Annotated in this window: 20 protein-coding genes; 5 read left to right on the forward strand and 15 right to left on the reverse strand. The window is 62.4% G+C overall.

Features of this window, described 5'->3' with window-relative positions:
• Positions 1 to 179 precede the first annotated feature (179 nt).
• From ACIPL0_RS19100 to ACIPL0_RS19110, 3 genes are all read right to left on the reverse strand, one after another.
• Positions 180 to 923, reverse strand: a complete 744-nt coding sequence (locus ACIPL0_RS19100; RefSeq protein ID WP_400597953.1) for a molecular chaperone — start codon at positions 921 to 923, stop codon at positions 180 to 182.
• Between the two features lie 62 nt (positions 924 to 985).
• Positions 986 to 1570, reverse strand: a complete 585-nt coding sequence (locus ACIPL0_RS19105) for a fimbrial protein (protein ID WP_400731567.1) — start codon at positions 1568 to 1570, stop codon at positions 986 to 988.
• Positions 1571 to 1882: 312 nt separating this feature from the next.
• The gene (locus ACIPL0_RS19110; protein ID WP_400597949.1) at positions 1883 to 2212 is read right to left on the reverse strand and encodes a hypothetical protein; all 330 of its coding nucleotides are present in this window, start codon (positions 2210 to 2212) and stop codon (positions 1883 to 1885) included.
• 217 nt (positions 2213 to 2429) lie between these two features.
• Here ACIPL0_RS19110 and ACIPL0_RS19115 point away from each other — a divergent pair, with 217 nt between their 5' ends.
• From ACIPL0_RS19115 to ACIPL0_RS19130, 4 genes are read left to right on the forward strand one after another with little or no spacing between them, the layout of a single operon-like run.
• Positions 2430 to 3602, forward strand: coding sequence for an efflux RND transporter periplasmic adaptor subunit (locus ACIPL0_RS19115; RefSeq protein ID WP_400597947.1), 1173 nt, complete (start codon positions 2430 to 2432; stop codon positions 3600 to 3602).
• Positions 3599 to 6727 carry a multidrug efflux RND transporter permease subunit gene (locus tag ACIPL0_RS19120; RefSeq protein ID WP_400597946.1) on the forward strand — a complete coding sequence of 1043 codons (3129 nt, stop codon included), beginning with the start codon at positions 3599 to 3601 and terminating at the stop codon, positions 6725 to 6727. Before ACIPL0_RS19115 ends, ACIPL0_RS19120 begins: the two co-directional genes overlap by 4 nt.
• A 9-nt stretch (positions 6728 to 6736) precedes the next feature.
• Positions 6737 to 7414 carry a heavy metal response regulator transcription factor gene (locus ACIPL0_RS19125; RefSeq protein ID WP_400597944.1) on the forward strand — a complete coding sequence of 226 codons (678 nt, stop codon included), beginning with the start codon at positions 6737 to 6739 and terminating at the stop codon, positions 7412 to 7414.
• A complete protein-coding gene (locus tag ACIPL0_RS19130) occupies positions 7404 to 8768 on the forward strand; it encodes a heavy metal sensor histidine kinase (protein WP_400597942.1) in 1365 nt (454 codons plus the stop codon). The genes ACIPL0_RS19125 and ACIPL0_RS19130 overlap by 11 nt, the downstream gene beginning before the upstream one ends.
• A 172-nt stretch (positions 8769 to 8940) precedes the next feature.
• Here the strand turns inward: ACIPL0_RS19130 and ACIPL0_RS19135 are convergent, their stop codons facing one another.
• The 7 genes from ACIPL0_RS19135 to pmbA all read right to left on the reverse strand — a co-directional run bounded on the left by ACIPL0_RS19135 (position 8941) and on the right by pmbA (position 15018).
• Positions 8941 to 9279 (reverse strand): zinc ribbon domain-containing protein YjdM, encoded by a 339-nt coding sequence (locus ACIPL0_RS19135; protein WP_400597939.1) that lies wholly within the window; start codon positions 9277 to 9279, stop codon positions 8941 to 8943.
• A gap of 178 nt (positions 9280 to 9457) precedes the next feature.
• Complete coding sequence (locus tag ACIPL0_RS19140; protein WP_400597937.1) at positions 9458 to 10345, reverse strand: ZIP family metal transporter; 888 nt, start codon at positions 10343 to 10345, stop codon at positions 9458 to 9460.
• Between the two features lie 25 nt (positions 10346 to 10370).
• The gene (locus ACIPL0_RS19145) at positions 10371 to 10982 is read right to left on the reverse strand and encodes a superoxide dismutase (RefSeq protein ID WP_400597936.1); all 612 of its coding nucleotides are present in this window, start codon (positions 10980 to 10982) and stop codon (positions 10371 to 10373) included.
• 1 nt (position 10983) lies between these two features.
• Positions 10984 to 11445, reverse strand: coding sequence for a hypothetical protein (locus tag ACIPL0_RS19150; protein ID WP_400597934.1), 462 nt, complete (start codon positions 11443 to 11445; stop codon positions 10984 to 10986).
• 30 nt (positions 11446 to 11475) lie between these two features.
• Positions 11476 to 12852: a class II fumarate hydratase gene (locus ACIPL0_RS19155; RefSeq protein WP_400597932.1), complete on the reverse strand. Its 1377-nt coding sequence runs from the start codon at positions 12850 to 12852 to the stop codon at positions 11476 to 11478.
• On the reverse strand, positions 12833 to 13240 hold the full coding sequence (locus ACIPL0_RS19160; RefSeq protein ID WP_400597930.1) for a FagA protein: 408 nt from the start codon (positions 13238 to 13240) through the stop codon (positions 12833 to 12835). Before ACIPL0_RS19160 ends, ACIPL0_RS19155 begins: the two co-directional genes overlap by 20 nt.
• Before the next feature lie 431 nt (positions 13241 to 13671).
• Complete coding sequence (gene pmbA, locus ACIPL0_RS19165; RefSeq protein ID WP_400597928.1) at positions 13672 to 15018, reverse strand: metalloprotease PmbA; 1347 nt, start codon at positions 15016 to 15018, stop codon at positions 13672 to 13674.
• 128 nt (positions 15019 to 15146) lie between these two features.
• Between pmbA and yjgA the strand changes: the two genes are divergently transcribed.
• A complete protein-coding gene (gene yjgA, locus ACIPL0_RS19170) occupies positions 15147 to 15668 on the forward strand; it encodes a ribosome biogenesis factor YjgA (protein WP_400597927.1) in 522 nt (173 codons plus the stop codon).
• 112 nt (positions 15669 to 15780) lie between these two features.
• On the opposite strand, the gene tldD is transcribed toward yjgA, so the two are convergent.
• The 5 genes from tldD to ACIPL0_RS19195 all read right to left on the reverse strand — a co-directional run bounded on the left by tldD (position 15781) and on the right by ACIPL0_RS19195 (position 24363).
• The gene (gene tldD / locus ACIPL0_RS19175) at positions 15781 to 17220 is read right to left on the reverse strand and encodes a metalloprotease TldD (protein ID WP_400597925.1); all 1440 of its coding nucleotides are present in this window, start codon (positions 17218 to 17220) and stop codon (positions 15781 to 15783) included.
• 2 nt (positions 17221 to 17222) lie between these two features.
• Positions 17223 to 18074 carry a carbon-nitrogen hydrolase family protein gene (locus tag ACIPL0_RS19180; protein ID WP_400597924.1) on the reverse strand — a complete coding sequence of 284 codons (852 nt, stop codon included), beginning with the start codon at positions 18072 to 18074 and terminating at the stop codon, positions 17223 to 17225.
• 233 nt (positions 18075 to 18307) lie between these two features.
• Positions 18308 to 22123 (reverse strand): YhdP family protein, encoded by a 3816-nt coding sequence (locus ACIPL0_RS19185; protein WP_400597923.1) that lies wholly within the window; start codon positions 22121 to 22123, stop codon positions 18308 to 18310.
• 174 nt (positions 22124 to 22297) lie between these two features.
• Positions 22298 to 23755: a ribonuclease G gene (gene rng / locus ACIPL0_RS19190; protein ID WP_400597921.1), complete on the reverse strand. Its 1458-nt coding sequence runs from the start codon at positions 23753 to 23755 to the stop codon at positions 22298 to 22300.
• Positions 23752 to 24363 (reverse strand): Maf family protein, encoded by a 612-nt coding sequence (locus tag ACIPL0_RS19195; RefSeq protein WP_400597919.1) that lies wholly within the window; start codon positions 24361 to 24363, stop codon positions 23752 to 23754. Before ACIPL0_RS19195 ends, rng begins: the two co-directional genes overlap by 4 nt.
• Positions 24364 to 24443 lie beyond the last annotated feature (80 nt).

The following is a 24443-nucleotide window of genomic DNA, read 5'->3' on the forward strand; positions in this document are numbered from 1 at the left end:
AGAAACCGGAGATCCCTCCCCGGTGCTGCTTGTCTCGCCGTTCCATGTGCTGATTTCACTCGTGCTCTGGTTACGTGACGTCGCCGAATTCGTTCTTGCAGGCGCACGGTCCAGGAGCCGCAAGGGCTGCGGCTCAAGATAAGAGGGATATTGAATAAATACCGGTATGAGCGCCGGTGTCACTCGCGCCGGGCTTCGACTTTCTCGGCCTGGGCGGCCGGTTCGCCCGACACAAGGGCGCGGTAGGCCTCCTGGGCACCGAAGTCGTTGATGCTGATGAAGCTCAACTCCACCGGCTCGCGTGCAACGCCCTGCTTCAGCGGGAAGCGCAGACGCTGTCGGGGTGCGAGCATTCTGCTGTCGGTCTGAAACAGCGTGGCGCCCTGCTGGCGCACATCGAGCTTGATCATTGACACGTGATAAGCCCCGGGATTACTGACTTCCAGTTGCCCGTCACGCACCTGCCATTGCAAGCCTTCGGCTGCCTTGAGCGGATCGCCGTTCAGTCCCTGCGGGCGGTAGAACATTTTGATGCGCTGACGAATGGCGATCTGCAGTTCGTTTTCGTTTCCCGATTGCGGAATTTCCTGGACATTGAGCCAAAGCACCGATTCGCGGTCGGCGGGCATGCCCTCCCCGGCATAGATGATGCGAATCAACTGGCGGGCATTGCCGGCCATCTTCGCCAGCCCCGGCGTGATCGCGAAAGGCAAGCTTTCTCCCAGACCGCTGTCGGCATCGGCTTCCAGCCAGGATTGCGCAAGAATCTCGGCAGTACCACTGTTCTGCACCACGAAGCTGACTTCCTTGTCCGCAGCAGGGTAAATCACCCGTGTCGTATTGATCACGACACCGGCCTGGACATGAGCGGCCAGGGTCATCCCCAGCCAGACAGCCGAGCAACGTAAAAAGGTTGGAAACATGAAGGGGTCATCCCGTATTGCGGAAGCGGTGGAGCGGACGGTTGCCCGCTCCACCGGTTACATCACTGGTAATCCATCACGAACGGCAGGAAGCCGTCGGCTTTACCAGGGTTGGTGGTCGCGCCGTTGAGGACGTAGACCGCACCGAAGTTGATTTCGGCTCGCGCGCCATCGACACCTTGCTTGATCAGAGGAGTGTCGATGGTTTCGTTACCACTCAGATCCATGAGCTGGTTGGAAGCGTTGAGCAGGCCGATACCGACACCATCAGCAGCACCCGTGGTACGCAGAAGCTTGTGGTCCAGGTTGTCCAGACCGCTGCCCTGACGGGCGATGAAGCGCATGCTCACGGTGTTGTACTGCGCCGCACCGCCGGTGCAATCGACCAGCAACTGGATCGGCGATGCGGTTTCCAGCTTGTTGTCGGCGAAGCGACCGATATCGGAAAACGACACGTTGCCCATATCGACGTTGATCTCACCCAGATTGGTGCCGTCACTGGCCCCCGCGCCAGCGGCGATGTCGCAAGTGATGTTGGTAAGGGTGCCGTTGAACACCAGTTTGCCGTTGTTGGCAGCGTTGGCGGTACCCGCTACGCTCATGCCCATGGCGGCCAGGATGGCCAGAGAAACAGTCAGCTTTTTCATGTTAACAACGTTCCTTGTGTCAATTCGTGTGTGCCCCAAAAGGACGGGGCGAACTATAAGGGCGCGGTTCGTGGCCGGATGTCGGGCCGCTTACCTTGCGCTTAAGGAATCGACAGTGGCGCGCGCAGGAACTTTCTGTAGGACTTTACAAAGCCCGGCTACACGCCAGGGTTCTCGGGGCTTTGCGCCTTTTCACGAAAAAAAACATCAGCCGGTTTTTTGCCTCGGCTGCGCAGGTCCGCGCAGACCGGCCAGCCCGGCTGCCAGTCCACACCACTCGCTGCAACGCTCTGCCGTGCGGGCTGAAAACAGTTACTGATACGTGACCGTCACCACACCGGTGTGCCGACCGGTGCTCAACGAGGAACGCTCAACATAGCCGGTCACCACCGGTACGGCCGCGGCATGGCAGGCATCATTGCGCCCCATGACTTCCAGCGAGAGCCCGGCATTGACCGGCAGGATTCGCGAGGCTGTCGCCGCCGTATGACCCTGTGGCAAGCGAGCGTCACAGCCGGCGTTGACCACCTGTCCCCGTAGCGCCAGCCCCCCCTGCGCGGCCAGCGTAACGGGAGCGCCCAGAGCGAAGACACCGAGAAACGTGATCGAAAAAAACACCGAAACTGTCTTTTTGCTGTTCATCGCCACACTCCGGATTGAGGGGAAAGCCACCACAGGAAAATCGCGCCTTCTAACTCGCTATCGCCCTGTTGCGAATTTTCTTTATCCCGCCTCATCCTGTATCGAGGCGCAGCTGACAATATTGACAGGTAGCAGTCATGCTGCTGACCGGGTTGCAGCGCTATAAAGAGCACTCTGGAACACCTGTTTTCACTCCCTTGGCTGGCGTCATTTCCGTATGCAGAAGAAGAATAATGCCGTAATCACTGTCAGTGTCCTGTTGGCAGTGGTTGCAATAGGTATCTGGGCCGTCACCCGCCCGACCGCGAAAAAGGTCAGCGCTCCGGTCGCCGTGCCGGTACAGGTGGTGCATGTCGTGGAAACCGACGTGCCGCGCTATGCCACCGGGATCGGCTCGGTGCTTTCATTGCAAAGCGTGACCATTCGCCCGCAAGTGGACGGTATTCTCACCCGCCTGGCGGTCAAGGAAGGACAACAGGTCAAGGCTGGCGACCTGCTCGCGACCATCGACGACCGCTCCATTCGCGCGGCCCTGGAGCAGGCCAAGGCACAACTGAGCCAGAGCCAGGCGCAGTTGAATGTGGCTGAAGTCGACCTCAAGCGCTACAAGCTGCTGACCACCGACAACAGTATTTCGAAGCAGCAATACGACCAGCAACAAGCGCTGGTCAATCAGCTGAAGGCCACGGTGCAAGGCAACGAAGCCTCGATCAACGCCTCACAAGTGCAATTGTCCTACACGCAGATTCGCTCGCCGGTGACAGGCCGTGTGGGTATTCGCAACGTCGACGAAGGTAACTTTCTGCGAGTCAGCGACACAGCCGGGCTGTTCACCGTGACCCAGATCGACCCGGTGTCGGTGGAGTTCTCCTTGCCCCAGCAAATGCTGCCGACCCTGCACGATCTGCTGGCCTCCAGCACGCCAGCCAAGGTCAATGCCTATCTCGGCGACGACGCCCACGGCACGCTGTTGGGTGAAGGCCACCTGACGCTGATCGACAACCAAGTGGCCACCACCACCGGCACTATCCGCGCCAAGGCGGTGTTCGACAACGCGGCGGAAAAGCTCTGGCCCGGCCAACTGGTGACCGTGCGCATCCAGACCGCCCTCGACCGCAATGCGCTGAAAGTCCCGCCACAAGTGGTGCAGCGCGGCATCGACCAGCATTTTGTCTATCGGGTCAAAGGCGACAGCGTCGAAGTGGTGCCGGTCAAGGTGCTGTATCAGGACAGCGATCTGGTACTGATCAGCGGCGTCGGTGCCGATGACGTGCTGGTCAGTGACGGCCAGTCGCGGCTGCGTGATGGCTCGCACATCGAAGTGGTCAAAGCCGGCGCCAGTGACGCCTTGGCCGATGCGGCAAGCACCTCGCCGGGAGCTGCGAAATGAAAGGGCGTGGGTCCATTTCCGCGTGGTGCGTGAATCACCCGATTGCCACCGTTCTGCTGACCTTTGCCCTGATCCTGCTCGGTGGCATCGCTTTCCCGCGCTTGCCGGTGGCGCCCCTGCCCGAGGCGGAATTCCCGACCATCCAGGTCACCGCGCAACTGCCCGGCGCCAGCCCGGAAACCATGGCGTCTTCGGTCGCCACGCCGCTGGAAGTGCAGTTCAGTGCCATCCCCGGCATGACCCAGATGACATCGAGCAGTGCGCTGGGTTCGACCAACCTGACCCTGCAATTCGTGCTGGATAAAAGCATCGACACCGCCGCTCAGGAAGTGCAGGCGGCGATCAATACCGCCTCCGGCCGTTTGCCCGCCGACCTGCCGACCGCGCCGACCTGGCGCAAGGTCAACCCGGCGGACAGCCCGGTGCTGATCCTCAGCGTCAGTTCCAGCCTGATGCCGGCCACCGAACTGAGCGATGTCACCGAATCGCTGCTGGCCCGGCAGTTGAGCCAGATCAACGGTGTCGGCCAGGTCGCCATTACCGGCCAGCGACGCCCGGCCATCCGTGTCCAGGCCGCGCCGGAAAAACTCGCCTCCATCGGTCTGACCCTGGCTGACCTGCGCGGGGCGCTGCAACAGACCAGCCTCAACCTTGCCAAGGGTGCGCTGTATGGCAAGGACAGCATCTCCACCCTGGCCTCCAACGACCAGCTGTTCCAGGCCCAGGATTACGAGCAACTGATTGTTTCCTACAAAGATGGCGCGCCGGTTCATTTGCGTGACGTGGCGAAGGTCATCAATGGCTCGGAAAACGCCTACGTCAACGCCTGGTCCGGCGATCAACAGGGCGTGAATATCGTGGTGTTCCGCCAGCCTGGCGCCAACATCGTCGAAACCGTTGACCGCGTGCTCGGCGAACTGCCACGCCTGCAGGAAATGTTGCCGGCATCGGTGGACGTTTCGGTGCTCAGCGACCGCACCAAGACCATCCGCGCCTCGCTTCATGAGGTGGAAATGACCCTGCTGATCGCCATCGGCCTGGTGATCGCGGTGATGGCGCTGTTCCTGCGGCAGATGTCGGCCACGCTGATCGTCACTGCCGTACTGGGCGTCTCGCTGGTTGCCAGTTTCGCGCTGATGTATGTGCTCGGTTTCAGCCTCAATAACCTGACGCTGGTGGCCATCGTGGTCGCAGTGGGCTTCGTGGTCGACGACGCGATTGTCGTGGTGGAGAACATTCACCGCCATCTGGAAGCCGGCGAAAACATGCGCGACGCGGCGATCAAGGGCGCCGGAGAAATCGGCTTCACCGTGGTGTCGATCAGCTTTTCGCTGATTGCCGCCTTCATTCCGTTGCTGTTCATGGGCGGTGTGGTCGGGCGTCTGTTCAAGGAGTTCGCCCTGACGGCCACCTCGACCATTCTGATTTCGGTGATGGTTTCGCTGACGCTGGCGCCGACTCTGGCGGCGCTGTTCATGCGTGCGCCCAAGCACGACGCCCATGCCAATCCCGGCTTCGGCGAACGGCTGCTGGCGCGCTATGCCCGTGGCGTGCGTTTCGCCCTCGCCCATCAACGCCTGATGATGAGCATCTTCGGCCTGACCCTGGTGCTGGCCGTGGCCGGTTACGTGCTGATTCCGAAAGGTTTCTTCCCGGTCCAGGACACCGGCATGGTGCTCGGCACCAGTGAGGCGGCTGCGGACATTTCCTATCCGGACATGGTCGAAAAGCACAAGCAACTGGCGAAGATCATCGGCGACGACCCGGCGGTGAAAGCCTTTTCCCATTCGGTGGGCGTCAGCGGCAGCAACCAGACCATCGCCAACGGCCGTGTGTGGATCGCCCTCAAGGACCGCGCCGACCGCGACGTGTCCGCCAGCCAGTTCATCGACCGGATTCGTCCGAAACTGGCGAAGATTCCCGGCATCATGCTGTACCTGCGTGCAGGCCAGGACATCAACCTCAGTTCCGGCCCGAGCCGCGCCCAGTATCAGTACGTGCTCAAGAGTAATGACGGCGCCCTGCTCAACCTGTGGACGCAAAAGCTCACGGAAAAACTCAAGTCGATCCCGGCCTTCCGCGACCTGTCCAACGACCTGCAACTGGGCGGCAGCGTCACGCACCTGGACATCGACCGCAACGCGGCGGCGCGCTTCGGCCTGACCACTGCCGATGTCGATCAGGCGCTGTACGACGCCTTCGGCCAGCGGCAGATCAACGAATTCCAGACCGACATCAACCAGTACAAGGTGATTCTGGAACTCGACCCGCAGCAACGGGGCAAGGCGGAAAGCCTGAACTACTTCTACCTGCGCTCGCCATTGACCAACGAAATGGTGCCGCTGTCGGCGCTGGCGAAGGTCGGTGCGCCGAAAATGGGCCCGCTGTCGATCAGCCATGACGGCATGTTCCCGGCGGCCAACCTGTCGTTCAACCTGTCCGCCGGCGTGGCGCTGGGCGATGCGGTGCGCCTGCTCGATCAGGCCAAGAACGAGATCGGCATGCCGGCCTCGATCATCGGCAACTTCCAGGGCGCGGCCCAGGCGTTCCAGAGTTCGCTGGCGAACCAGCCGTGGCTGATCCTCGCTGCGCTGGTGGCGGTGTACATCATTCTGGGTGTGCTCTACGAGAGCTTCGTGCATCCGCTGACGATCATTTCCACCCTGCCGTCTGCCGGTATCGGCGCCCTGTTGCTGCTGTGGCTGATGGGCCAGGACTTCTCGATCATGGGCCTGATCGGCATCGTGCTGTTGATCGGGATCGTCAAGAAGAACGGCATTCTGCTGGTGGACTTTGCCCTGGAAGCCCAGCGCCATCACGGCCTGTCGCCACGGGACGCGATCTACGAAGCCTGTCTGACGCGGTTCAGGCCCATTATCATGACCACCCTGGCGGCACTGCTCGGCGCCCTGCCGCTGATGCTCGGCTATGGTGTCGGTGCGGAACTGCGCCAGCCATTGGGGATCGCCGTGGTGGGCGGCTTGCTGGTGAGCCAGGCGCTGACGCTGTTCACCACGCCGGTGATCTACCTGCAACTTGAGCGAATCTTCCACAAGCCGCGCCCGACAGCGACTCCCACGGCAACGGGCAAATCCACAGCGGCCTTGATGGCGACCGAGAAGTGAGAACGGACCATGCGTGTCCTGATTATCGAAGACGAAGAAAAAACCGCTGATTACCTGCACCGCGGCCTGACCGAGCAGGGCTACACCACCGACGTCGCCCGCGAGGGTATCGAAGGACTGCACATGGCGCTGGAGAGCGATTACGCGGTGATCGTGCTCGATGTCATGCTGCCCGGCCTGGACGGTTATGGCGTGCTGCGCGCCTTGCGCGCGCGCAAACAGACACCGGTGATCATGCTCACCGCACGCGAGAACGTCGACGACCGCATTCGCGGCCTGCGCGAAGGCGCCGACGACTACCTCGGCAAGCCGTTTTCCTTTCTGGAACTGGTGGCGCGCCTGCAAGCCCTGACCCGCCGCAGCGGCGGTCACGAGCCGGTGCAGATCAGCATCGCCGACCTGTGGATCGACCTGATCAGCCGCAAGGCCACCCGCGCCGGTCTGCGTCTGGACCTGACCGCCAAGGAGTTTTCCCTGCTCAGTGTGCTGGCCCGGCGTCAGGGCGAAATTCTCTCGAAAACCTCGATTGCCGAGATGGTCTGGGACATCAATTTCGACAGCGACGCCAACGTCGTCGAAGTGGCGATCAAGCGCCTGCGCGCCAAGCTCGACGGGCCGTTTGAACAAAAGCTGCTGCACACCATTCGCGGCATGGGTTACGTGCTGGAGAGCCGTCGTGTCGAGTAACTCCATCGCCATCCGCCTGTCCGGCATGTTCGCGCTGGTGGCGTTGCTGGTGTTCCTGTTGATCGGCTGGGCCTTGTACCTGCAAGTGGACAAGGGCCTGGGGCTGCTGCCGGAAGCCGAGGTGGATGCCCGTTACAGCGTGCTCGAATCGGCGGTGCAGCGTTACGGCACGCCGGAGCACTGGGTGAAGATCAACGCCAAGCTGCGCCTGCTGAGCGAAGAAGACAAACGCCTGCGTTTCTGGGTGGTCAGTGACAATCCCAACTACGAGTTCGGCAGTCCCGACGCGGAAATCCGCGCCTTCGCCAACGGCCCGCTGGGCATGCGCGACCTCAACCTGAGCGGCCACGATTACCCGTTCAAGGTTCTGGTCAGCCAGTTTCCGGCCAAGGATCAGCGCCCGCCGCTGCGCTTTCTCACCGCCATCGACACCGAAACCTTCTGGCAAACCCAGCATTCGTTGCTGATCGCCCTGATCAGCCTCGCCGCCATCGGCATCGCTCTGGCGTCGGCGCTGGGCTACTGGGTGGCGCGGATTGGTCTGAAGCCACTGCTCGACCTGTCGCTGGAGGCGCGCAAGCTGACCCCGCCGCACCTGTCCGGGCGCCTGCAACTGTCGCCGCTGCCGCCCGAGCTGGACCAGTTCGTCACCTCGTTCAATCAGACCCTGGAACGGGTCGAGCAGGCCTATTCGCGACTGGAATCGTTCAACGCCGACGTGGCTCACGAACTGCGCTCGCCGCTGACCAACCTGATCGGCCAGACCCAGGTGGCGCTGACCCGCGGGCGTTCCGCCGAGCATTATTTCGAAGTGCTGCAATCGAATCTTGAAGAGCTGGAGCGGCTGCGTTCGATCATCAACGACATGCTGTTTCTGGCCAGCGCCGACCAGGGCAGCAAAGCGACCGAACTGACCCAGGTGTCGCTGGCCGAAGAGGTGGCGACGACGCTGGATTATCTGGACTTCATTCTGGAAGACGCACAGGTTCAGGTGCAGGTACGTGGCGATGCCCACGCGCCCATCGAGAAGGCCCATCTGCGCCGCGCGCTGATCAATCTGCTGCACAACGCCGTGCAGCACACGGCGGCGGGCCAGGTCATTCATGTGGATATCGAGAATGCCGGCGACCACGTCAGCATCGGTGTCACCAACCCCGGCACCCAGATCGCCCGCGAACATCTGCCCAAACTGTTCGAGCGTTTCTACCGGGTCGACGCTTCACGCCGCAACAGCGGCGCCAACCATGGCCTGGGACTGGCCATCGTCAAAGCCATCGCCTTGATGCACGGCGGCACGGTGTTCGTGCGCAGCGAAGATGGCGAGAATACTTTTGGCATCAATCTGCCGTGTTGAGCGCGGGCACCTCTCATCTGTAGGAGCGTGGCTTGTCCCGCGACCGGCGGCGTAGCAGTCGTAAATACGGTAAATGCGGTGCGTCAGGCATAACGCGTTTACCGGATTTACGACGGGTTCCCCGCCGGTCGCAGGACAAGCCAGCTCCTACAAGGGGTGATGGCGCCTTGACTCAGCCTTTCTTGACGAACTCCGACTTCAGCTTCATCGCGCCGATGCCGTCGATCTTGCAATCGATGTCGTGATCGCCGTCGACCAGGCGGATGTTCTTGACCTTGGTGCCGACCTTGACCACCAGCGACGAGCCCTTGACCTTGAGGTCCTTGATCACAGTCACGGTGTCGCCGTCCTGCAGGGTATTGCCCACCGCGTCCTTGATCACCTTGACGTCATCATCGGCTTCAGCCGGGCCATTGGCCGACCACTCGTGGGCGCATTCCGGGCAGACCAGCTGGGTGCCGTCTTCATAGGTGTATTCGGAATTGCATTGGGGGCACGGCGGTAAGCTCACGGCGGATCTCGCATCTGAGGAAAAATAGGCGCGGGATTATAAGGGTTTTTACCCGTAAGCACCGAACGCAGATCAATGCAGGAGCCGGCTTGCTGGCGAATGCGTCGGGTCAGACAGCACAACATTGAATGACACACCGCATTCGCCAGCAAGCCGGCTCCCACAGGATTCAGCGTCCCTACGCCAACGCCGTATCCATCACCATCATCAGACAGAACCCCACCAGCAAGCCGACGCTGGCGATTTTTTCGTGTCCGTTGCGGCGCGACTCGGGGATGATTTCGTGGGTCACCACCAGCAGCATCGCACCGGCGGCCAGCGCCAGACCGACCGGCAACAGCACCGCAGCGATTTCCACCAGCCAGGCGCAGAGCACGGCAAACACCGGTTCGACCAGCCCGGATGCCGCGCCGATCAGAAAGGCGTTGAGCCGCGACATCCCGGCCGCCGCCAGCACGAGTGCGATCACCAGCCCTTCCGGCACGTCCTGCAAGGCAATGCCCATCGCCAGACTGTCGGCATGGGCCAGACCGCCGCCCGCCGACACGCCCACCGCCATGCCTTCCGGAATGTTGTGGGCAATGATGGCAATCACGAACAGCCAGATGTTCGACGGAATCGCCGGCTTTTCAGCGACGTCCGATAAATGCGGGCCCCGGGAAACCAGGGTATCGACGATGAACAGACCGACCGCTCCGGCCAGGATGCCAGCGCTGATCAAGGCACCGGCGCCCCACTGCGAGAAGCCCAGGCCTTGAGCCGCACTCAAGCCCGGCACGATCAGGGAAAAGGCAGTCGCCGCCAGCATGATGCCGGCGCCGAACCCCAGCAAGCCGTCGGAGACCGACACCGGCATGCCGCGAATCACCAGCACCGGCACCGCGCCGAGGGCCGTGCCCAAGGCGCACAGCGCACCGCCTTCCAGCGCCCTCAGCATGCGCGGTTCAAGGGTCAACCACGACAGCCCCTGGGCAATCAGCAACCCTGTGCCGGCCAGTAGCAGAATGGAACCGAAGGCCAGACGCAACAACCGTCCGCTGCTGATTGTGAGGAAATCCGAGGGCATGGATCGTCTACTTCCGTGGTGAGATTTAAGCGAGGGCGGCCTGATAACGCTTGGCGACTTCGTCCCAGTTCACGACGTTGTAAAACGCGGCGATGTATTCCGGGCGACGGTTCTGGTAGCGCAGGTAGTAGGCGTGCTCCCAGACGTCCAGACCGAGGATCGGCGTGTTGCCGTTCATCAGCGGGCTGTCCTGGTTGCCGCTGCTTTCCACGATCAGCTTTTTCTCAGGGGTCACGCTCAGCCACGCCCAGCCGCTGCCGAAACGGGTCAACGCGGCTTTGGTGAAGGCGTCCTTGAACGCTTCAAAACCGCCGAGTTGCTCGTCGATGGCCTTCGCCAGAGCACCACCTGGCAGACCGCCGCCTTTCGGGCTCATGACGTCCCAGAACAATGAGTGGTTGGCGTGGCCGCCGCCCTGGTTGATCACCGCCGGACGCAGTTTTTCCGGCAACTGCGCGACGCTGGCGACCAGCTTCTCGATCGGCCACTCAGCGTATTCGGTGCCATCCACCGCAGCGTTGAGGTTGTTGATGTAGGTCTGGTGGTGCTTGGTGTAGTGGATTTCCATCGTTTGCGCATCGATGTGCGGTTCGAGGGCATCGTAGGCGTATGGCAAGGCAGGCAAGGTATACGGCATATCAATGGACTCCAAAGGACAGGGTGCCGGCGGTCGCGGCGTTGCGCTGAAGCGCCGAGCGTGAGTGTTCGCCGCTGCTGTTGAGCAGACGGTGAGTGCGCGGGTATTCCCCGTGTTCGCTGATGAAATTCAGCAATTCGCTGTAGGTCTTGTTGCTGTGACGGAAGGCGGCCTGACGCAGACCGGGGCTCAGGCGCGAGTCCTGGATCACTTGCAGCAACCGCTGGTGGGCGGCGCACAGGTACTCGGCGCTTTCCTCCGGCTGGTTCAGTCCCAGGTGCAGATCCGCCAGGTTGTGGTGGGAAATCACGAATGCCGCCACCGCTTCGTCAGGGTCGCGCCAGCGCTCCAGCAGCACCTGCGCCAGCGCCAGGGCTTGCAGGTAAAGCTCACGGGCGTCGACCAGCTCGCCACGGTTGAAACAGCTGTTGCCTTTCAGAATGGTGCTTTTCCAGTGTTCCATGGCGTCCTCCAGTGCGGTGGCAGCAGCGGCTCAGATCCCGCCGGCCGTGAGTTTTTCCGGGTTCAGCAGCGTTTCCAGCTGCGTGCGATCCAGATCGGTGTGCTCCAGCGCCACATCGATGATCGGCCGCCCCTCGCGGTAAGCGGTCTTGGCGATTTCGGCGGCCTTCTGGTAGCCGATGATCGGGTTCAGAGCGGTGACCAGAATCGGGTTGCGCGACAGCGCTTCCTTGAGCTTCGGCTCGTTGACCTTGAAGGTAGCGATGGCCTTGTCGGCGAGCAGACGGCTGGAGGTCGCCAGCAACTCGATGCTCTGCAGCAGGTTGTGGGCGATCACCGGCAGCATCACGTTCAGCTCGAAGTTGCCCGACTGGCCGGCGACGGTGATCGCGGCGTCGTTGCCGATGACCTGCGCGGCAACCATGGCGGTGGCTTCCGGGATCACCGGGTTGACCTTGCCCGGCATGATCGAGGAGCCCGGTTGCAGGCCTTCCAGTTCGATTTCACCGAGGCCTGCGAGCGGGCCGGAGTTCATCCAGCGCAGGTCGTTGGCGATTTTCATCAGCGACACGGCCGTGGCCTTGAGCTGGCCGGACACGGCGACGGCGGTGTCCTGGGAGCCGATCAGGGCAAACAGGTCCTTGCCCGGCACGAAGCCGACGTTGCTCAGACGGCTCAGTTGCGTGGCGAAACGCGAGGCGAACTCCGGGTGGGCGTTGATGCCGGTGCCGACTGCCGTGCCGCCTTGCGCCAGCGCCTGCAGGCTTGGCAGCAGATTTTCGAGGTGCTCGACGTTGGCCTTGATCTGTTGCGACCAGCCATTGAGTACCTGGCTCATGCGCACCGGCATGGCGTCCATCAGGTGGGTACGGCCGGTCTTGACGAACGGGTGCACCTGCTCGGCCTTCTTCTCGATGACCTGAACCAGATGGGCCAGTGCCGGCAGCAGTTGTTCATGCAACACCAGCGCAGCGCTGACGTGAATGGTGGTCGGGATGATGTCGTTGCTGCTCTGGCCGCAGTTGACGTGGTCGTTGGGATTGACCGGCTCGCCGAGCACGCGACTGGCCAGGGTGGCGATCACTTCGTTGGCGTTCATGTTGCTGCTGGTGCCGGAACCGGTCTGGAACACATCCACCGGAAAATGCGCCATGTAGTCGCCCGCCAGCAGTTCCTTGCAGGCGGTGACGATGGCCTTGCCCTGCCCTTCGGAAATCTGCTTGAGCTCGACGTTGGCCTGGGCGGCGGCCGCCTTGGCCAGCAACAGCGCGCGGACGAACTGCGCCGGCATGCGCAACTGGCTGACCGGGAAGTTGTTCACCGCACGCTGGGTCTGCGCGCCGTACAGGGCCTCGGAAGGGACCTGCAACTCGCCCATGCTGTCGCGTTCAATACGGGTAGTGCTCATCGGAAGATCCTTGCATCAGTTCAGCGAGAGAAATCGAAGGCTGCAGGACACAGCTCGCCAACTGGTGGGCGAAGGCCTGGCAGCGTTGGCGTTGGAGGGTCGAATGGGCGAGCGCCTGCATGTCGCGCAGCGGGCGCCAGGCCTGGTCCAGACACAGGCAGCGCCAGTGCCAGGGCAAGGCGATGTCACGGGCGGTGTCGAGCAGCAGGCGGAAGGTGCTTTCGGCGATCAACACCTGTGGCGTTGCGGTGAAGCGCGCCAGATAGCGGCCCTCGGCCAGGTAATGTTCGATGACGCGTGGCTCGTCGGGCTCCACGGCGCAACGCACTCGCAGGCTCAGCGCACGCCAGTTTTCCAGGTGAGGCGACTCATGCAGAACAGCGGCCATGGCATGGACCTATCATTCAAATGATATTTATTATTAATTGAGTATTTATCTCAACACAAGCAGTAATGAGATTTAATATCGTTTGCTATGAGCACAGGACTGTAGGAGCGCGCTTGCCCGCGATGGCGATGTGTCAGTCAATGCTGGGGTCTCTGAACTGGCGCAATCGCGAGCAGAGCTCCCTCCCACGGATAGCGTCTATTCACACACCTCGCGGCTGACAATGACTCTGTAGGAGTGAGCTTGCTCGCGATTGCGATGTGTCTGTCGACGCTGTGGTGTCTGAACTGACGCCATCGCGGGCAAGCGCGCTCCTACAGGGGGCTTGCGGTCAGTCAGGCACAGGGCGGCGTTGGTGATTACGCGAAATAAAAAAGGCCTGCGCACCGAGAGGTGGGCAGGCCTTTGGGGAGGATGACGCCGGAGGGGAATCAGCTGCCCGCGACGGTCATCCGTTCGATCAGCACGGAACCGGTGCGGATGTTGCTGCGCATCTCAAGATCGCTGCCAACGGCGACGATCTGCTTGAACATGTCGCGCATGTTGCCGGCAATGGTCACTTCCTGAACCGGGAACTGGATCTCGCCGTTCTCTACCCAGAAACCCGCCGCGCCGCGCGAATAATCGCCGGTGACCATGTTCAGGCCGCTGCCCATCAGCTCGGTGACCAGCAGACCACGGCCCATACGACGGATCAGCGCCGCCTGATCTTCAGTGCCGTGGGACACGAACAGGTTGTGTACGCCACCGGCGTTGGCGGTGCTCGGCAGGCCCAGCTTGCGGCCCGAGTAGGTGCTGAGGATGTACGACACCAGATCGCCGTTTTCGACGAACGGTTTGGCGTAGGTGGCCAGACCATCACCGTCGAACGCCGAACTGCCCATGGCGCGCATCAGATGCGGACGCTCGTCGATGGTCATCCACTCCGGGAACAGCCGCTGGCCGATGGCGCCTTCGAGGAACGACGACTTGCGGTACAGGTTGCCGCCGGAAATCGCCCCCAGGAAGCTGCCGAACAGACCGCCGGCCAGCTCTGCCGAAAACAGCACCGGCACTTCGCAGGTCGGTACCGGCCGTGCGCCGAGACGGCTCGCCGCGCGCTGGGCGGCTTTCTGGCCGATCAGTTTGGCGTCCATCAGCAGCTCGCCCTGGCGATTGACGTCGTACCAGTAATCGCGCTGCATCTGCCCCTCACCCTCGGCGATCATCACGCAGCTGAGGCTGTGCCGGGTCGACGCGTAACCGCCGATGAAACCGTGGCTGTTGCCATAGACGCGGCAGCCCTGGTGGACGTTCAGGGTGGTGCCGTCGGCGTTCTTGATCCGGCTGTCGGCGTCGAACGCCGCCGCTTCGCAGATCAGTGCGCGCTCGATAGCCTGTTCCGGGGTGATGTCCCACGGGTGGAACAGGTCGAAATCCGGTTGTTCCCTGGCCATCAATGCGGCGTCCGCCAGGCCCGAGCTTTCATCTTCAGAGGTGTGTTTGGCAATGGCCAGTGCGGCGGCGACGGTTTCACGGATCGCATCCGGACCGCTGGCCGAAGTGCTGGCCGAGCCTTTGCGGTGGCCGACATACAAGGTGATGCCGAAACCCTGATCACGGTTGAATTCCACCGTCTCGACTTCGCGCTGGCGCACCGAAGTCGACAGGCCCTGCTCCAGCGACACCGCCACTTCGCAGGCGGTCGCGCCCTGGCGCCTGGCTTCGGCGACGATCTGTTCGACCTGTTGCTGCAAGGCCGGCAGGGCCTGCGGGCCGACGCTTTGTGATTCACTCATGACGTACTCCATCAAATTCCGGTTCCGGCAGCGGTTTTCCCCTGAAGGGATGGACCGAATGCCGACACGGGCCGGACAAGCGGCCCCTGACTGGTTATCATGGCGGCGTTTATTTGCGGACGGCCCCCATGGTTGATTCTTACGACGACTCCTTCGACGGAGAGAAAAGCAAAACCCAGGTCAAACGAGAGCTGCATGCTCTGGTAGAACTGGGTGAACGCTTGACGACATTCAAACCCGATGTGCTGGCCAAGCTGCCGTTGACCGACGAATTGCGTCGGGCACTGGCCGATGCGCCCAAGCACACCGCGCATATCGCGCGCAAACGCCACATTTCCTTCATTGGCCGGCTGATGCGTGACCAGAACCTGGATGAAATCCTGGTGCTGCTCGATCAACTCGACGCTTCCACCCGTCAATACAACGAGCGTTTTCACAATCTGGAACGCTGGCGCGACCGCCTGACCGGCGGCACCGACGAGACGCTTGAGCAGTTCGTGGTCGAATACCCCGATGCCGATCGTCAGCAACTGCGCTCGCTGATCCGTCAGGCCCAGCACGAAGCCAAGCAGAACAAGGCACCGACTGCGGCCCGCAAAATCTTCAAATACATCCGCGAACTGGACGAAACCAAGCGCGGATTGCGCTAAACGCCTGCTGTAGGAGTGAGCTTGCTCGCGATTGCTGTGTGTCAGACGCTGATTTGAAAATGACACACCGCAATCGCGAGCAAGCTCACTCCTACAGAGGTTTATTACCCTCTCAGGCGCCGGTTCCGCCCACGGTAATCGCGTCGATCTTCAGGGTTGGCTGGCCGACACCCACCGGTACCGACTGCCCATCCTTGCCGCAAGTCCCCACACCGCTGTCCAGCGACAGGTCGTTGCCGACCATCGATACCCGGCTCATGCACTCCGGACCATTGCCGATCAGCGTCGCGCCCTTGACCGGCGCGGTAATCTTGCCGTCTTCGATCAGGTAGGCCTCGCTGGTGGAGAACACGAACTTGCCGCTGGTGATGTCGACCTGACCGCCGCCGAGGTTGGCGCAGTAGATGCCCTTCTTCACCGAGGCGATGATTTCCGCCGGATCGCTCTGACCGCCGAGCATGTAGGTATTGGTCATGCGCGGCATCGGCAGGTGCGCGTAGGACTCGCGACGGCCGTTGCCGGTGCGCGCCACGCCCATCAGGCGAGCGTTGAGCTTGTCCTGCATGTAGCCCTTGAGCACGCCGTTCTCGATCAGCGTGGTGCATTCGGTCGGGGTGCCTTCGTCATCGACGCTCAGCGAGCCACGGCGACCAGCCAGGGTGCCATCATCGACGATGGTGCACAGGCTCGACGCAACCATTTCACCCATGCGACCGCTGTAGGCCGAACTGCCCTTGCGGTTGAAATCGCCTTCCAGGCCATGACCCACGGCTTCGTGCAGCAATACGCCGGACCAGCCCGACCCCAGCACCACCGGCAAGGTGCCTGCCGGGGCCGGAATCGCTTCCAGATTCACCAGCGCCTGACGCAGCGCTTCACGGGCATAACCCATGGCGCGGTCTTCCTGAAGGAAATAGCGGTAGTCCGTACGCCCGCCGCCGCCATGGCCGCCGCGCTCGCGACGGCCGTTCTGTTCGACGATCACGCTGACGTTGAAGCGCACCAGCGGACGCACATCGGCGGCCAGACCGCCATCGGTGGACGCCACCAGAATGCGCTCCCAGACCCCGGCCATGCTCACGCTGACCTGCTGAATACGCGGGTCCAGCGCACGGGTTGCGGCATCGACGCGCTTGAGCAGGTCGACCTTTTCGGCACGAGTCATGACTTCCAGCGGGTTATCCGGCGCGTAGAGCTGAGCCACGTCCTGAGTGGTGAACGCCTGCACACGGCCGTTCTGCCCGGCGCGGGAGATCGAGCGAGCGGCGCGGGCCGCCTGGCTCAGGGCATCCGGGGTAATCGCGTTGCTGTAGGCGAAACCGGTTTTTTCGCCCGATTGCGCACGCACGCCGACACCCTGATCGAGGTTGAAGCTGCCTTCCTTGACGATGCCGTCTTCCAGCGACCAGGACTCGGAAATCTGGCCCTGGAAATACAGGTCGGCGGCGTCGATCCCGGGACCGGCAAGCTCGCCCAGCACCGATTGCAGGCTGTCGATGCTCAGGCCGCCTGGCGCCAGAAGGTGTTCGCTGACTGAGGACAAGTCGCTCATATTCACTCCGGGGTGTTGGCAGGCCGCAAGGCGTCCTGCGAAAAAAATCGCCGATGGTTCGACACCGGCATCCGCGCCCGTATGGACGCTTGTTCGTCACTGTCTCGTTGGCCCAGCAGCACGGCTTCACCCTGTGCCTGCTGAGCCAGCACGCGGCCCCATGGATCTATGATCGCCGCGTGTCCAAATGTTTCCCTGGGCCCTGGATGCGTCCCGCCCTGCGCCGCCGCCAGCACGTAGCACTGGGTTTCGATGGCCCGGGCGCGCAGCAGGATGTCCCAGTGCGCCGCGCCGGTGACGGCGGTAAAGGCCGACGGCGCGGTAATCAGTTCGGCGCCTGCTTCTCGCAGCGCGGTATACAGTTCGGGGAAGCGCAGGTCGTAACACACCGTCAGACCGAGCCGCCCCACCGGGGTATCGGCCACCACCACGTGGTTGCCGTGAGCATAGTCGTCGGATTCACGATAGCGCCCGCGCGCGTCGGCCACGTCCACATCGAACAGGTGCAGCTTGTCGTAACGGGCCACCGTTTCGCCGTGCTCGTCGACCAGCAGCGAGCAGGCGGTGACCTTGCCATCAGGCTGATCATGAGGCGGCAAGGGAATGGTCCCGGCAACGATCCATAACTTGAGGTCGCGGGCGGCGAGTTTCAACCACGGCAGGACCGGTCCTTCGCCGAGAGCTTCGGCGCGACCGAGGGCGGCAACGTCACGACGCCCCATGGCGGTGAAGTTTTCCGGCAGCACGGCCAGCTTCGCCCCGGAGGCGGCAGCCTGCTCCAGCAAGGCGCGAGCACGGGCCAGATTGGCTTCGATGTCGCTCTGGCTGACCATCTGAATCACTGCGAAGGACATAACCACTCCTTGATCGATAGGCCTTGTACTCTACTCCAAGACACTGCAAACCTGCTTCTGGCCGAAGGCCGTAGGAGCGTGGCTTGCCCGCGATCTGGCGCAAAGCGCCAGTAAACCCTGCTCGCGGGGTATGTCTGATACAACCGACTCGCCGGGTTTGCTGCCGGTTCCCGGCAGATCGCGGGCAAGCCACGCTCCTACGCCTTCGGCAGAAGCGGGTTTGTGCCCGGAATCTACTGCGGCTTTTCAAACGGCTTGTCGAAGGTGATTTTAGGCTCTTTCCACGGACCTTCGACCTTGTACTGGACGCTGGCGAAGCGGGCGACGCGATCGCCCAGCAGCTTGTCGACCAGGAACAGCGCGCCGCCGATGGCCGGTGCGCCGACGATCAGCGCGGCAATCGGCAGGTTGTTGGTCACCGGCAGCGTCACCAGCAGCTTGGCGTCGACGCGGTCACGGACCATGTCCAGCGTGCCGTTGAGCTCCAGGTTGCTCGACGGACCGATCAGGGTGATCGGATCACGGGTCACGTACACGCCATCACTGGCCACCAGCAGGCCCTTGACCCGGTCGTAACCCAGGCCTTTGCCCAGCAGGTCGGAGAAGTCCAGGCGCAGACGACGACCGATGGAGTTGAAGTTGAGCAAACCGAACACCCGCAGCGCCTGGGCGCCGCCTTCGACTTCGACGAACTGGCCGTTCTTCAGCGTGGCGTCGAGGCTGCCGGAATAGCGCTTGAGCCCGACCCAGGCCGGTGAACCCGGCCAACGACCGTCGACGTTCATCTCGAATTCCTGACTGGTCACCGTCGGCGCGAAACTCCAGGCCTGTAACACGTCGGCGAGGTTCTTGCCGTTGACCTTGCCCTTGAACCAGCTGGAGGTGCTGCCCGGCGAGCCTTCCCAACCGCCGTCGCCCACCAGCAGCATGCCCTTGAGGCCGAGATTGAGGTCGGCCAGCTGGATACCGTTCGGCGTCGGGCGCACTTTCAGCGACCAGGCACCAACCAGTTGATCGCCCTGGAACAGTTGCGTGACCTTGATGTTCATCGCCGGAATCTTGTGCGGGTCGACATCGGCCAGCGGATCCGGGGCGTTCTCCACCACGGCGGCGTTCGGGTCCGGCGCTGGCAGTTTCACGTACAACAGATCGATGTCCGCTGGCGTGGCCTTGTTGTCCGGCAACGTGGCCGTGCCCTTGATCCGCGAGCTGTCCAACGCCAGCGCCCAGCCGCTGTCGCCGCGCTTGAGCTGAACGTCAGCCTGCTCCAGCGTCGTGCCCATGGCGGTCAGCTTGCCGACTTGCAGGTTGACGCCGCTGAGCAGTTGCTTGGCACTGCCGCCCGGATCATTGCCGGCGTAGCGTTCGACCATGGCCTGCCACGGTGCGATGTCCAGTTCCGGCAGCGAACCGCGCACCCGCACGCCCTTGGCGTCCGGCACGATGGCGCCACCCTGGCCGAGGAACAACTCGCCACGACCGTCCGCCAGCTTGCCTGCCGGTGCAGCCAGGGCGAAGTTGGCCAGGTTGCTGTAACCCACGGTGATCCGGCGCTCCGGCCCTTGCAGATTCATGCGCAGATCGCTGTCGCGGGTGTCGTCGGCGGTCTTGCCGAACGGCGCCGGCAGGTCGATCGCCAGGCCCTTGAGGTTTGAATGGATCTGCAACTGACTGTCGGCGCCATTGAGGGTGACTTGCAGCTGATACGGCAACTCGCCGGACACCGGCAACGGTTGGGTCACGCCCAGCCAGTCGGTCAGGCGCTTGCTGGCGATCTGGCTGCTGGCGGTGATGCGCGTGACGAGCGCGCCGGGCTTGCCCTCGGCGAAGATTTCCGCGTTGACCGGCTTGTCGAAGGCCATGGCCCGGATGTTCTTGCCGCTCAGGCCCTTGTTGAAATCGAAGCGGAAATTACCCTTGAGCTGGCTCAATTCGAGGGCAGGATCGGGCAGTTTCAGCTTCGCGCCATCGGTGTTGAAGTCCACCGCGACTTTCGGGTCCTGGCCCTTGACCAGCGGGATGTCCAGATTGATATGGCCTTGCAGCGGGCCTTCGGCCTGCCAGTTGGCGAAGGTCGGACCGGTGCCGATCGGCGCTTCCTGAAGGATCTTCATGCCGTCCTGCAGACTGCCGTCGAAATCGCCGTCCACCAGCAGGTGGCTGGGTTGTCCCGACGGTACGTGGGGCACATCCACCGAGACATCGCTGACCTGCGTGCCGAGCAACAGCCCCTTGTTGGCCCGGATGCGGACGCCAGTGTTCTCCACGAACACGTCGCCATCGACACCGGTCAACTGCGGCCAGCCCGGCTGGAACGCCAGATTGGCGTCACGCACCTTGAAAAACAGGCTGATCACCCGCGCCACGTCCGGCGCATCGTGGTTGATCGAGCCCTGATACTGGAAGAAGCTTTCGTCCACCGTACCGCTGAGGATTGCCGTACGCAGCCAGTTGTCGAGGGCCGGGCTGAGCACCTTCGGCAGGTACTTGCCGGTGTAGCGGCCATCGGCATCGACCAGACCGACGCGCAGGTCCATGTAGTCTTCCTGATCGTGATCGAAATGCAGACGGATCAGGAAGTCGCTGGCGATCTTGCCCTCGTCGCCGAGCACCTTGATGTACGGCGCGATCAACGTGAAGCCCTTGTCATCCAGCGCCCAAGTCAGCCGCGCATCGGCGTGACGGTAATTCCAGGCGTTGGCGAAGATCGGGTCCAGATGCAGCATGAAATTGTCGGTGTTCAAGCGCAGTTCGCCGCCGCCCAGGTCACCGCTGATGGCGCCGCTGACGTTACCTGCCGCCGGCGCACCGTGATAGGCGTCGAAGCCGACCTTGTCCAGGTTCGCGGCAAAGCTCAGGCGTTTGGCGCCTTCGGCTTGCGGACGGTAGTCGAGCAGTACGTTACGCAGGCCACCGGTGACCTTGAGGTGGTCGAGCACCACCATCAGCTTGTCCGGCAGCGGAGCCAGCGAATCGAGCAACGGTGTGACCGGGGTCAGGTCCAGGCGGTCGGCCTGGACGTGCCACAGTTCCTGATTGTCGGCGTTCGCCGCAGTCTGTTTGAGCTGAATTCGGCTTTCCCAGCGCTTGCTGGCGATGTCCATGGCCAGCGAGTCGAGATCGAGGGTAAAACCCTGATCGTCACGCTGAAACCAGGCATTCACGGCAATGTTGTCGAGCTTCGACGCCTTGCGATCGGCATAAGCGCCCTTGAACTGCGGCGCGTTGAGGCGCGCCACCGCGCTTTGCAGATTGCCCTTGCCCCAGTTCAGCCAGAACTCGCCGCCAGCCTTGAAGTTCTTGATCTTCCAGTCACGGGTCAGGCTCTTCGGCAACCATTTCGCCCAGTCGCTCTGCGGCACGCTGACATAGGCCTCGGCTTCGCCATTGCGCCAGTCGCTGGCACGCACTTTCGAGCGCAGGTTGAACGACATCGGCTGGCCGTCGGGCAGGGTCAGGCGGGCATCGAGTCGCTGATGCAGACTGCCGGTCTTGAGGGTCAGGCTGACATAGGTCAGGGTCAACGGCGCCTGGTTGTAAGGCTGCAGGGTGATCTGGCTGTCGAACAACGACAGCTGGCTGATCATCTGCATCTGCTTGAGCGCCTGTTCGGGGTCGAACGGCTTGTCGTCCTGTACCGGCAGGCCCTGCAACGCCCAGTGGCCGTCCTGGTCTTCCTTCAGCCCCAGTTGCAGGCCATCGAGTTCGAGGCGGGAAATACGCACCTGCCGGGCCTTGAGGCTGGCCCACAGATCGGGCATCGCCCGCACGTTGTCCAGACGCACGGCGCTGCCGCCGTGGCCGACCATCACGTCATGGGCGACGAAAATCGGCGAAAAGCCGCTCCAGCTCCCCTCCAGCCGACCGATACTGACCGGCATGCCGACGGCGGCCTGAGCCTTGCTCTCCACATCGACACGGTATTCGGCGACCATCGGCACCAGTTGCCGACCGACACTGACGTACAACGCCGTCAGTACCAACAGCAAGGCGCACAGACTCAGGCCCCAACGAGTCAGAGCCGCGAAAAATCGCGTCAGACGCTCCATGTCGCCGAACCTCCGTAAAACATGCCTGCAAATGGCATCCGGATCAGTCTTGCGGTCCCCGGTACGTCCGGAGTTTGCTCATTTGCCACACATCGTTCTCTTTGAAGGGCTTCCTGCCCGCTTAACCAGGTTCAACGGCCGTACAACGGCTGTGTACGGCGTTTTCAAGCACACTCAGAGCAGCACAACGTCATATTGTTCCTGGGAATACATGGTTTCGACCTGAAAACGAATGGTCCTGCCGATAAACACCTCCAGTTCCGCCACGTTACCCGACTCCTCGTCGAGCAGACGATCCACCACTTTCTGGTTGGCTAGCACCCGATAACCCAGTGCCTGATAGGCCCGTGCCTCACGCAGAATCTCGCGGAAAATCTCGTAACAGATGGTTTCCGGGGTCTTCAGCTTGCCACGCCCCTGGCAGCTGTTGCACGGTTCGCACAGCACCTGCTCAAGACTCTCGCGGGTGCGCTTGCGGGTCATCTGCACCAGCCCCAGTTCGGTAATGCCGATGATATTGGTCTTGGCGTGATCGCGCTCCAGCTGTTTCTCCAGGGTGCGCAGGACCTGACGCTGATGCTCGCCATCTTCCATGTCGATGAAATCGATGATGATGATTCCGCCCAGGTTGCGCAGACGCAGCTGGCGGGCAATGGCGGTGGCGGCTTCCAGGTTGGTCTTGAAGATGGTTTCCTCAAGATTGCGATGGCCCACGAACGCACCGGTGTTGACGTCGATGGTGGTCATCGCTTCGGCGGGATCGATCACCAGATAGCCACCGGATTTCAGCGGAACCTTGCGCTCCAGCGCGCGCTGGATTTCGTCTTCGACGCCATACAGATCAAAAATCGGTCGTTCGCCGGGGTAGTGTTCGAGGCGGTCGGCGATTTCCGGCATCAGTTCGTCGACGAACTGCGTGGTTTTCTGGAACGTCTCACGCGAGTCGATGCGGATCTTCTCGATGCGCGGGCTGACCAGATCGCGCAGGGTGCGCAGGGCCAGGCCGAGGTCTTCGTAAATCACGCTGGCCGGGCTGATCGTCTTGATCTGCTCGCCGATCTGGTCCCACAAGCGGCGCAGGTAGCGGATGTCCATCATGATTTCATCGGCACCGGCACCTTCGGCGGCGGTGCGCAGGATGAAACCGCCCTTCTCCTTGATCCCTTCCTTGGCCACGCAGTCGCTGACCACCTGTTTCAGGCGCTCACGTTCGGCTTCGTCTTCGATCTTCAGGGAAATGCCGACATGAGCCGTGCGCGGCATGTACACCAGATAGCGCGAGGGAATCGACAGCTGGGTGGTCAGGCGCGCGCCCTTGCTGCCGATCGGGTCCTTGGTGACCTGCACCACCAGGCTCTGGCCTTCGTGGACCAGCGAGCTGATGGTTTCCACCGCCGGTCCTTCGCGCATGGAAATTTCCGAGGCGTGGATGAACGCCGCACGATCCAGGCCGATGTCGATAAAGGCCGCCTGCATGCCGGGCAGCACGCGCACGACCTTGCCTTTGTAAATGTTGCCGACGATCCCGCGACGCTGGGTCCGCTCGACATGAACCTCTTGCAACACACCGTTTTCGACAACGGCCACGCGCGACTCCATCGGCGTGATGTTGATCAGAATCTCTTCACTCATGGCTTTTCACCTTCCAGGCATTGCCAACAGGGTATGCCGAAACGCCGAAGGATTTCTGCGGTTTCGCACAATGGCAGGCCGACTACCGCGGAATAGCTGCCACTGAGGTGTTCGACAAACACCGCGCCCAGCCCCTGAATGCCGTAGCTGCCAGCCTTGTCGCGGGGCTCGCCACTGGCCCAGTAGGCGCGTGCTTCGTCAGTGGAAATCGTGCGAAAACGTACGCGGCTGCTGACCACCCGGGTTTCGCAATGCTGTTCATCGACCACGGCAACGGCGGTGAGCACTTCATGTTCGCGCCCGGACAACGCCGCCAGGGTGACGAGTGCCTCAGCTTCATCCAGTGGCTTGCCAAGAATGCGCCCGTCCAGCACCACGGCGGTGTCGGCACCGAGCACACAGGCGGTCGGGTAAGCAGGGGCGTTGGCGAGTTGCAGCAAGCCGGCATCGGCCTTGCCCCGAGCCAGACGCTCGACGTAGGCCGCTGGCGTTTCATCGTTCAACGGGGTTTCGTCGATCTCGGCGCTGAGTGCGGTGAACGGCACGCCGATCTGCGCAAGCAGTTCACGTCGGCGCGGAGAGCCGGAGGCGAGGAAGAGTTGGGGCATGGGACGTCTCCGTGTCAGTGATCACAAGCTTAGGCGTTGCGTGAGGACGGGTAACGCTTATCTAACCACCGCCGATGTCG

Source organism: Pseudomonas sp. NPDC090208, from assembly GCF_044746785.1.
Classification (GTDB): domain Bacteria; phylum Pseudomonadota; class Gammaproteobacteria; order Pseudomonadales; family Pseudomonadaceae; genus Aquipseudomonas.

Coding starts and splice junctions, on each gene's coding strand:
- ACIPL0_RS19100 (WP_400597953.1), bottom strand. CDS start 923: ATGTTTCCAACCTTTTTACGTTGCTCGGCTGTCTGGCTGGGGATGACC.
- ACIPL0_RS19105 (WP_400731567.1), bottom strand. CDS start 1,570: ATGAAAAAGCTGACTGTTTCTCTGGCCATCCTGGCCGCCATGGGCATG.
- ACIPL0_RS19110 (WP_400597949.1), bottom strand. CDS start 2,212: ATGAACAGCAAAAAGACAGTTTCGGTGTTTTTTTCGATCACGTTTCTC.
- ACIPL0_RS19115 (WP_400597947.1), top strand. CDS start 2,430: ATGCAGAAGAAGAATAATGCCGTAATCACTGTCAGTGTCCTGTTGGCA.
- ACIPL0_RS19120 (WP_400597946.1), top strand. CDS start 3,599: ATGAAAGGGCGTGGGTCCATTTCCGCGTGGTGCGTGAATCACCCGATT.
- ACIPL0_RS19125 (WP_400597944.1), top strand. CDS start 6,737: ATGCGTGTCCTGATTATCGAAGACGAAGAAAAAACCGCTGATTACCTG.
- ACIPL0_RS19140 (WP_400597937.1), bottom strand. CDS start 10,345: ATGCCCTCGGATTTCCTCACAATCAGCAGCGGACGGTTGTTGCGTCTG.
- ACIPL0_RS19145 (WP_400597936.1), bottom strand. CDS start 10,982: ATGCCGTATACCTTGCCTGCCTTGCCATACGCCTACGATGCCCTCGAA.
- ACIPL0_RS19150 (WP_400597934.1), bottom strand. CDS start 11,445: ATGGAACACTGGAAAAGCACCATTCTGAAAGGCAACAGCTGTTTCAAC.
- ACIPL0_RS19155 (WP_400597932.1), bottom strand. CDS start 12,852: ATGAGCACTACCCGTATTGAACGCGACAGCATGGGCGAGTTGCAGGTC.
- ACIPL0_RS19160 (WP_400597930.1), bottom strand. CDS start 13,240: ATGGCCGCTGTTCTGCATGAGTCGCCTCACCTGGAAAACTGGCGTGCG.
- pmbA (WP_400597928.1), bottom strand. CDS start 15,018: ATGAGTGAATCACAAAGCGTCGGCCCGCAGGCCCTGCCGGCCTTGCAG.
- yjgA (WP_400597927.1), top strand. CDS start 15,147: ATGGTTGATTCTTACGACGACTCCTTCGACGGAGAGAAAAGCAAAACC.
- tldD (WP_400597925.1), bottom strand. CDS start 17,220: ATGAGCGACTTGTCCTCAGTCAGCGAACACCTTCTGGCGCCAGGCGGC.
- ACIPL0_RS19180 (WP_400597924.1), bottom strand. CDS start 18,074: ATGTCCTTCGCAGTGATTCAGATGGTCAGCCAGAGCGACATCGAAGCC.
- ACIPL0_RS19185 (WP_400597923.1), bottom strand. CDS start 22,123: ATGGAGCGTCTGACGCGATTTTTCGCGGCTCTGACTCGTTGGGGCCTG.
- rng (WP_400597921.1), bottom strand. CDS start 23,755: ATGAGTGAAGAGATTCTGATCAACATCACGCCGATGGAGTCGCGCGTG.
- ACIPL0_RS19195 (WP_400597919.1), bottom strand. CDS start 24,363: ATGCCCCAACTCTTCCTCGCCTCCGGCTCTCCGCGCCGACGTGAACTG.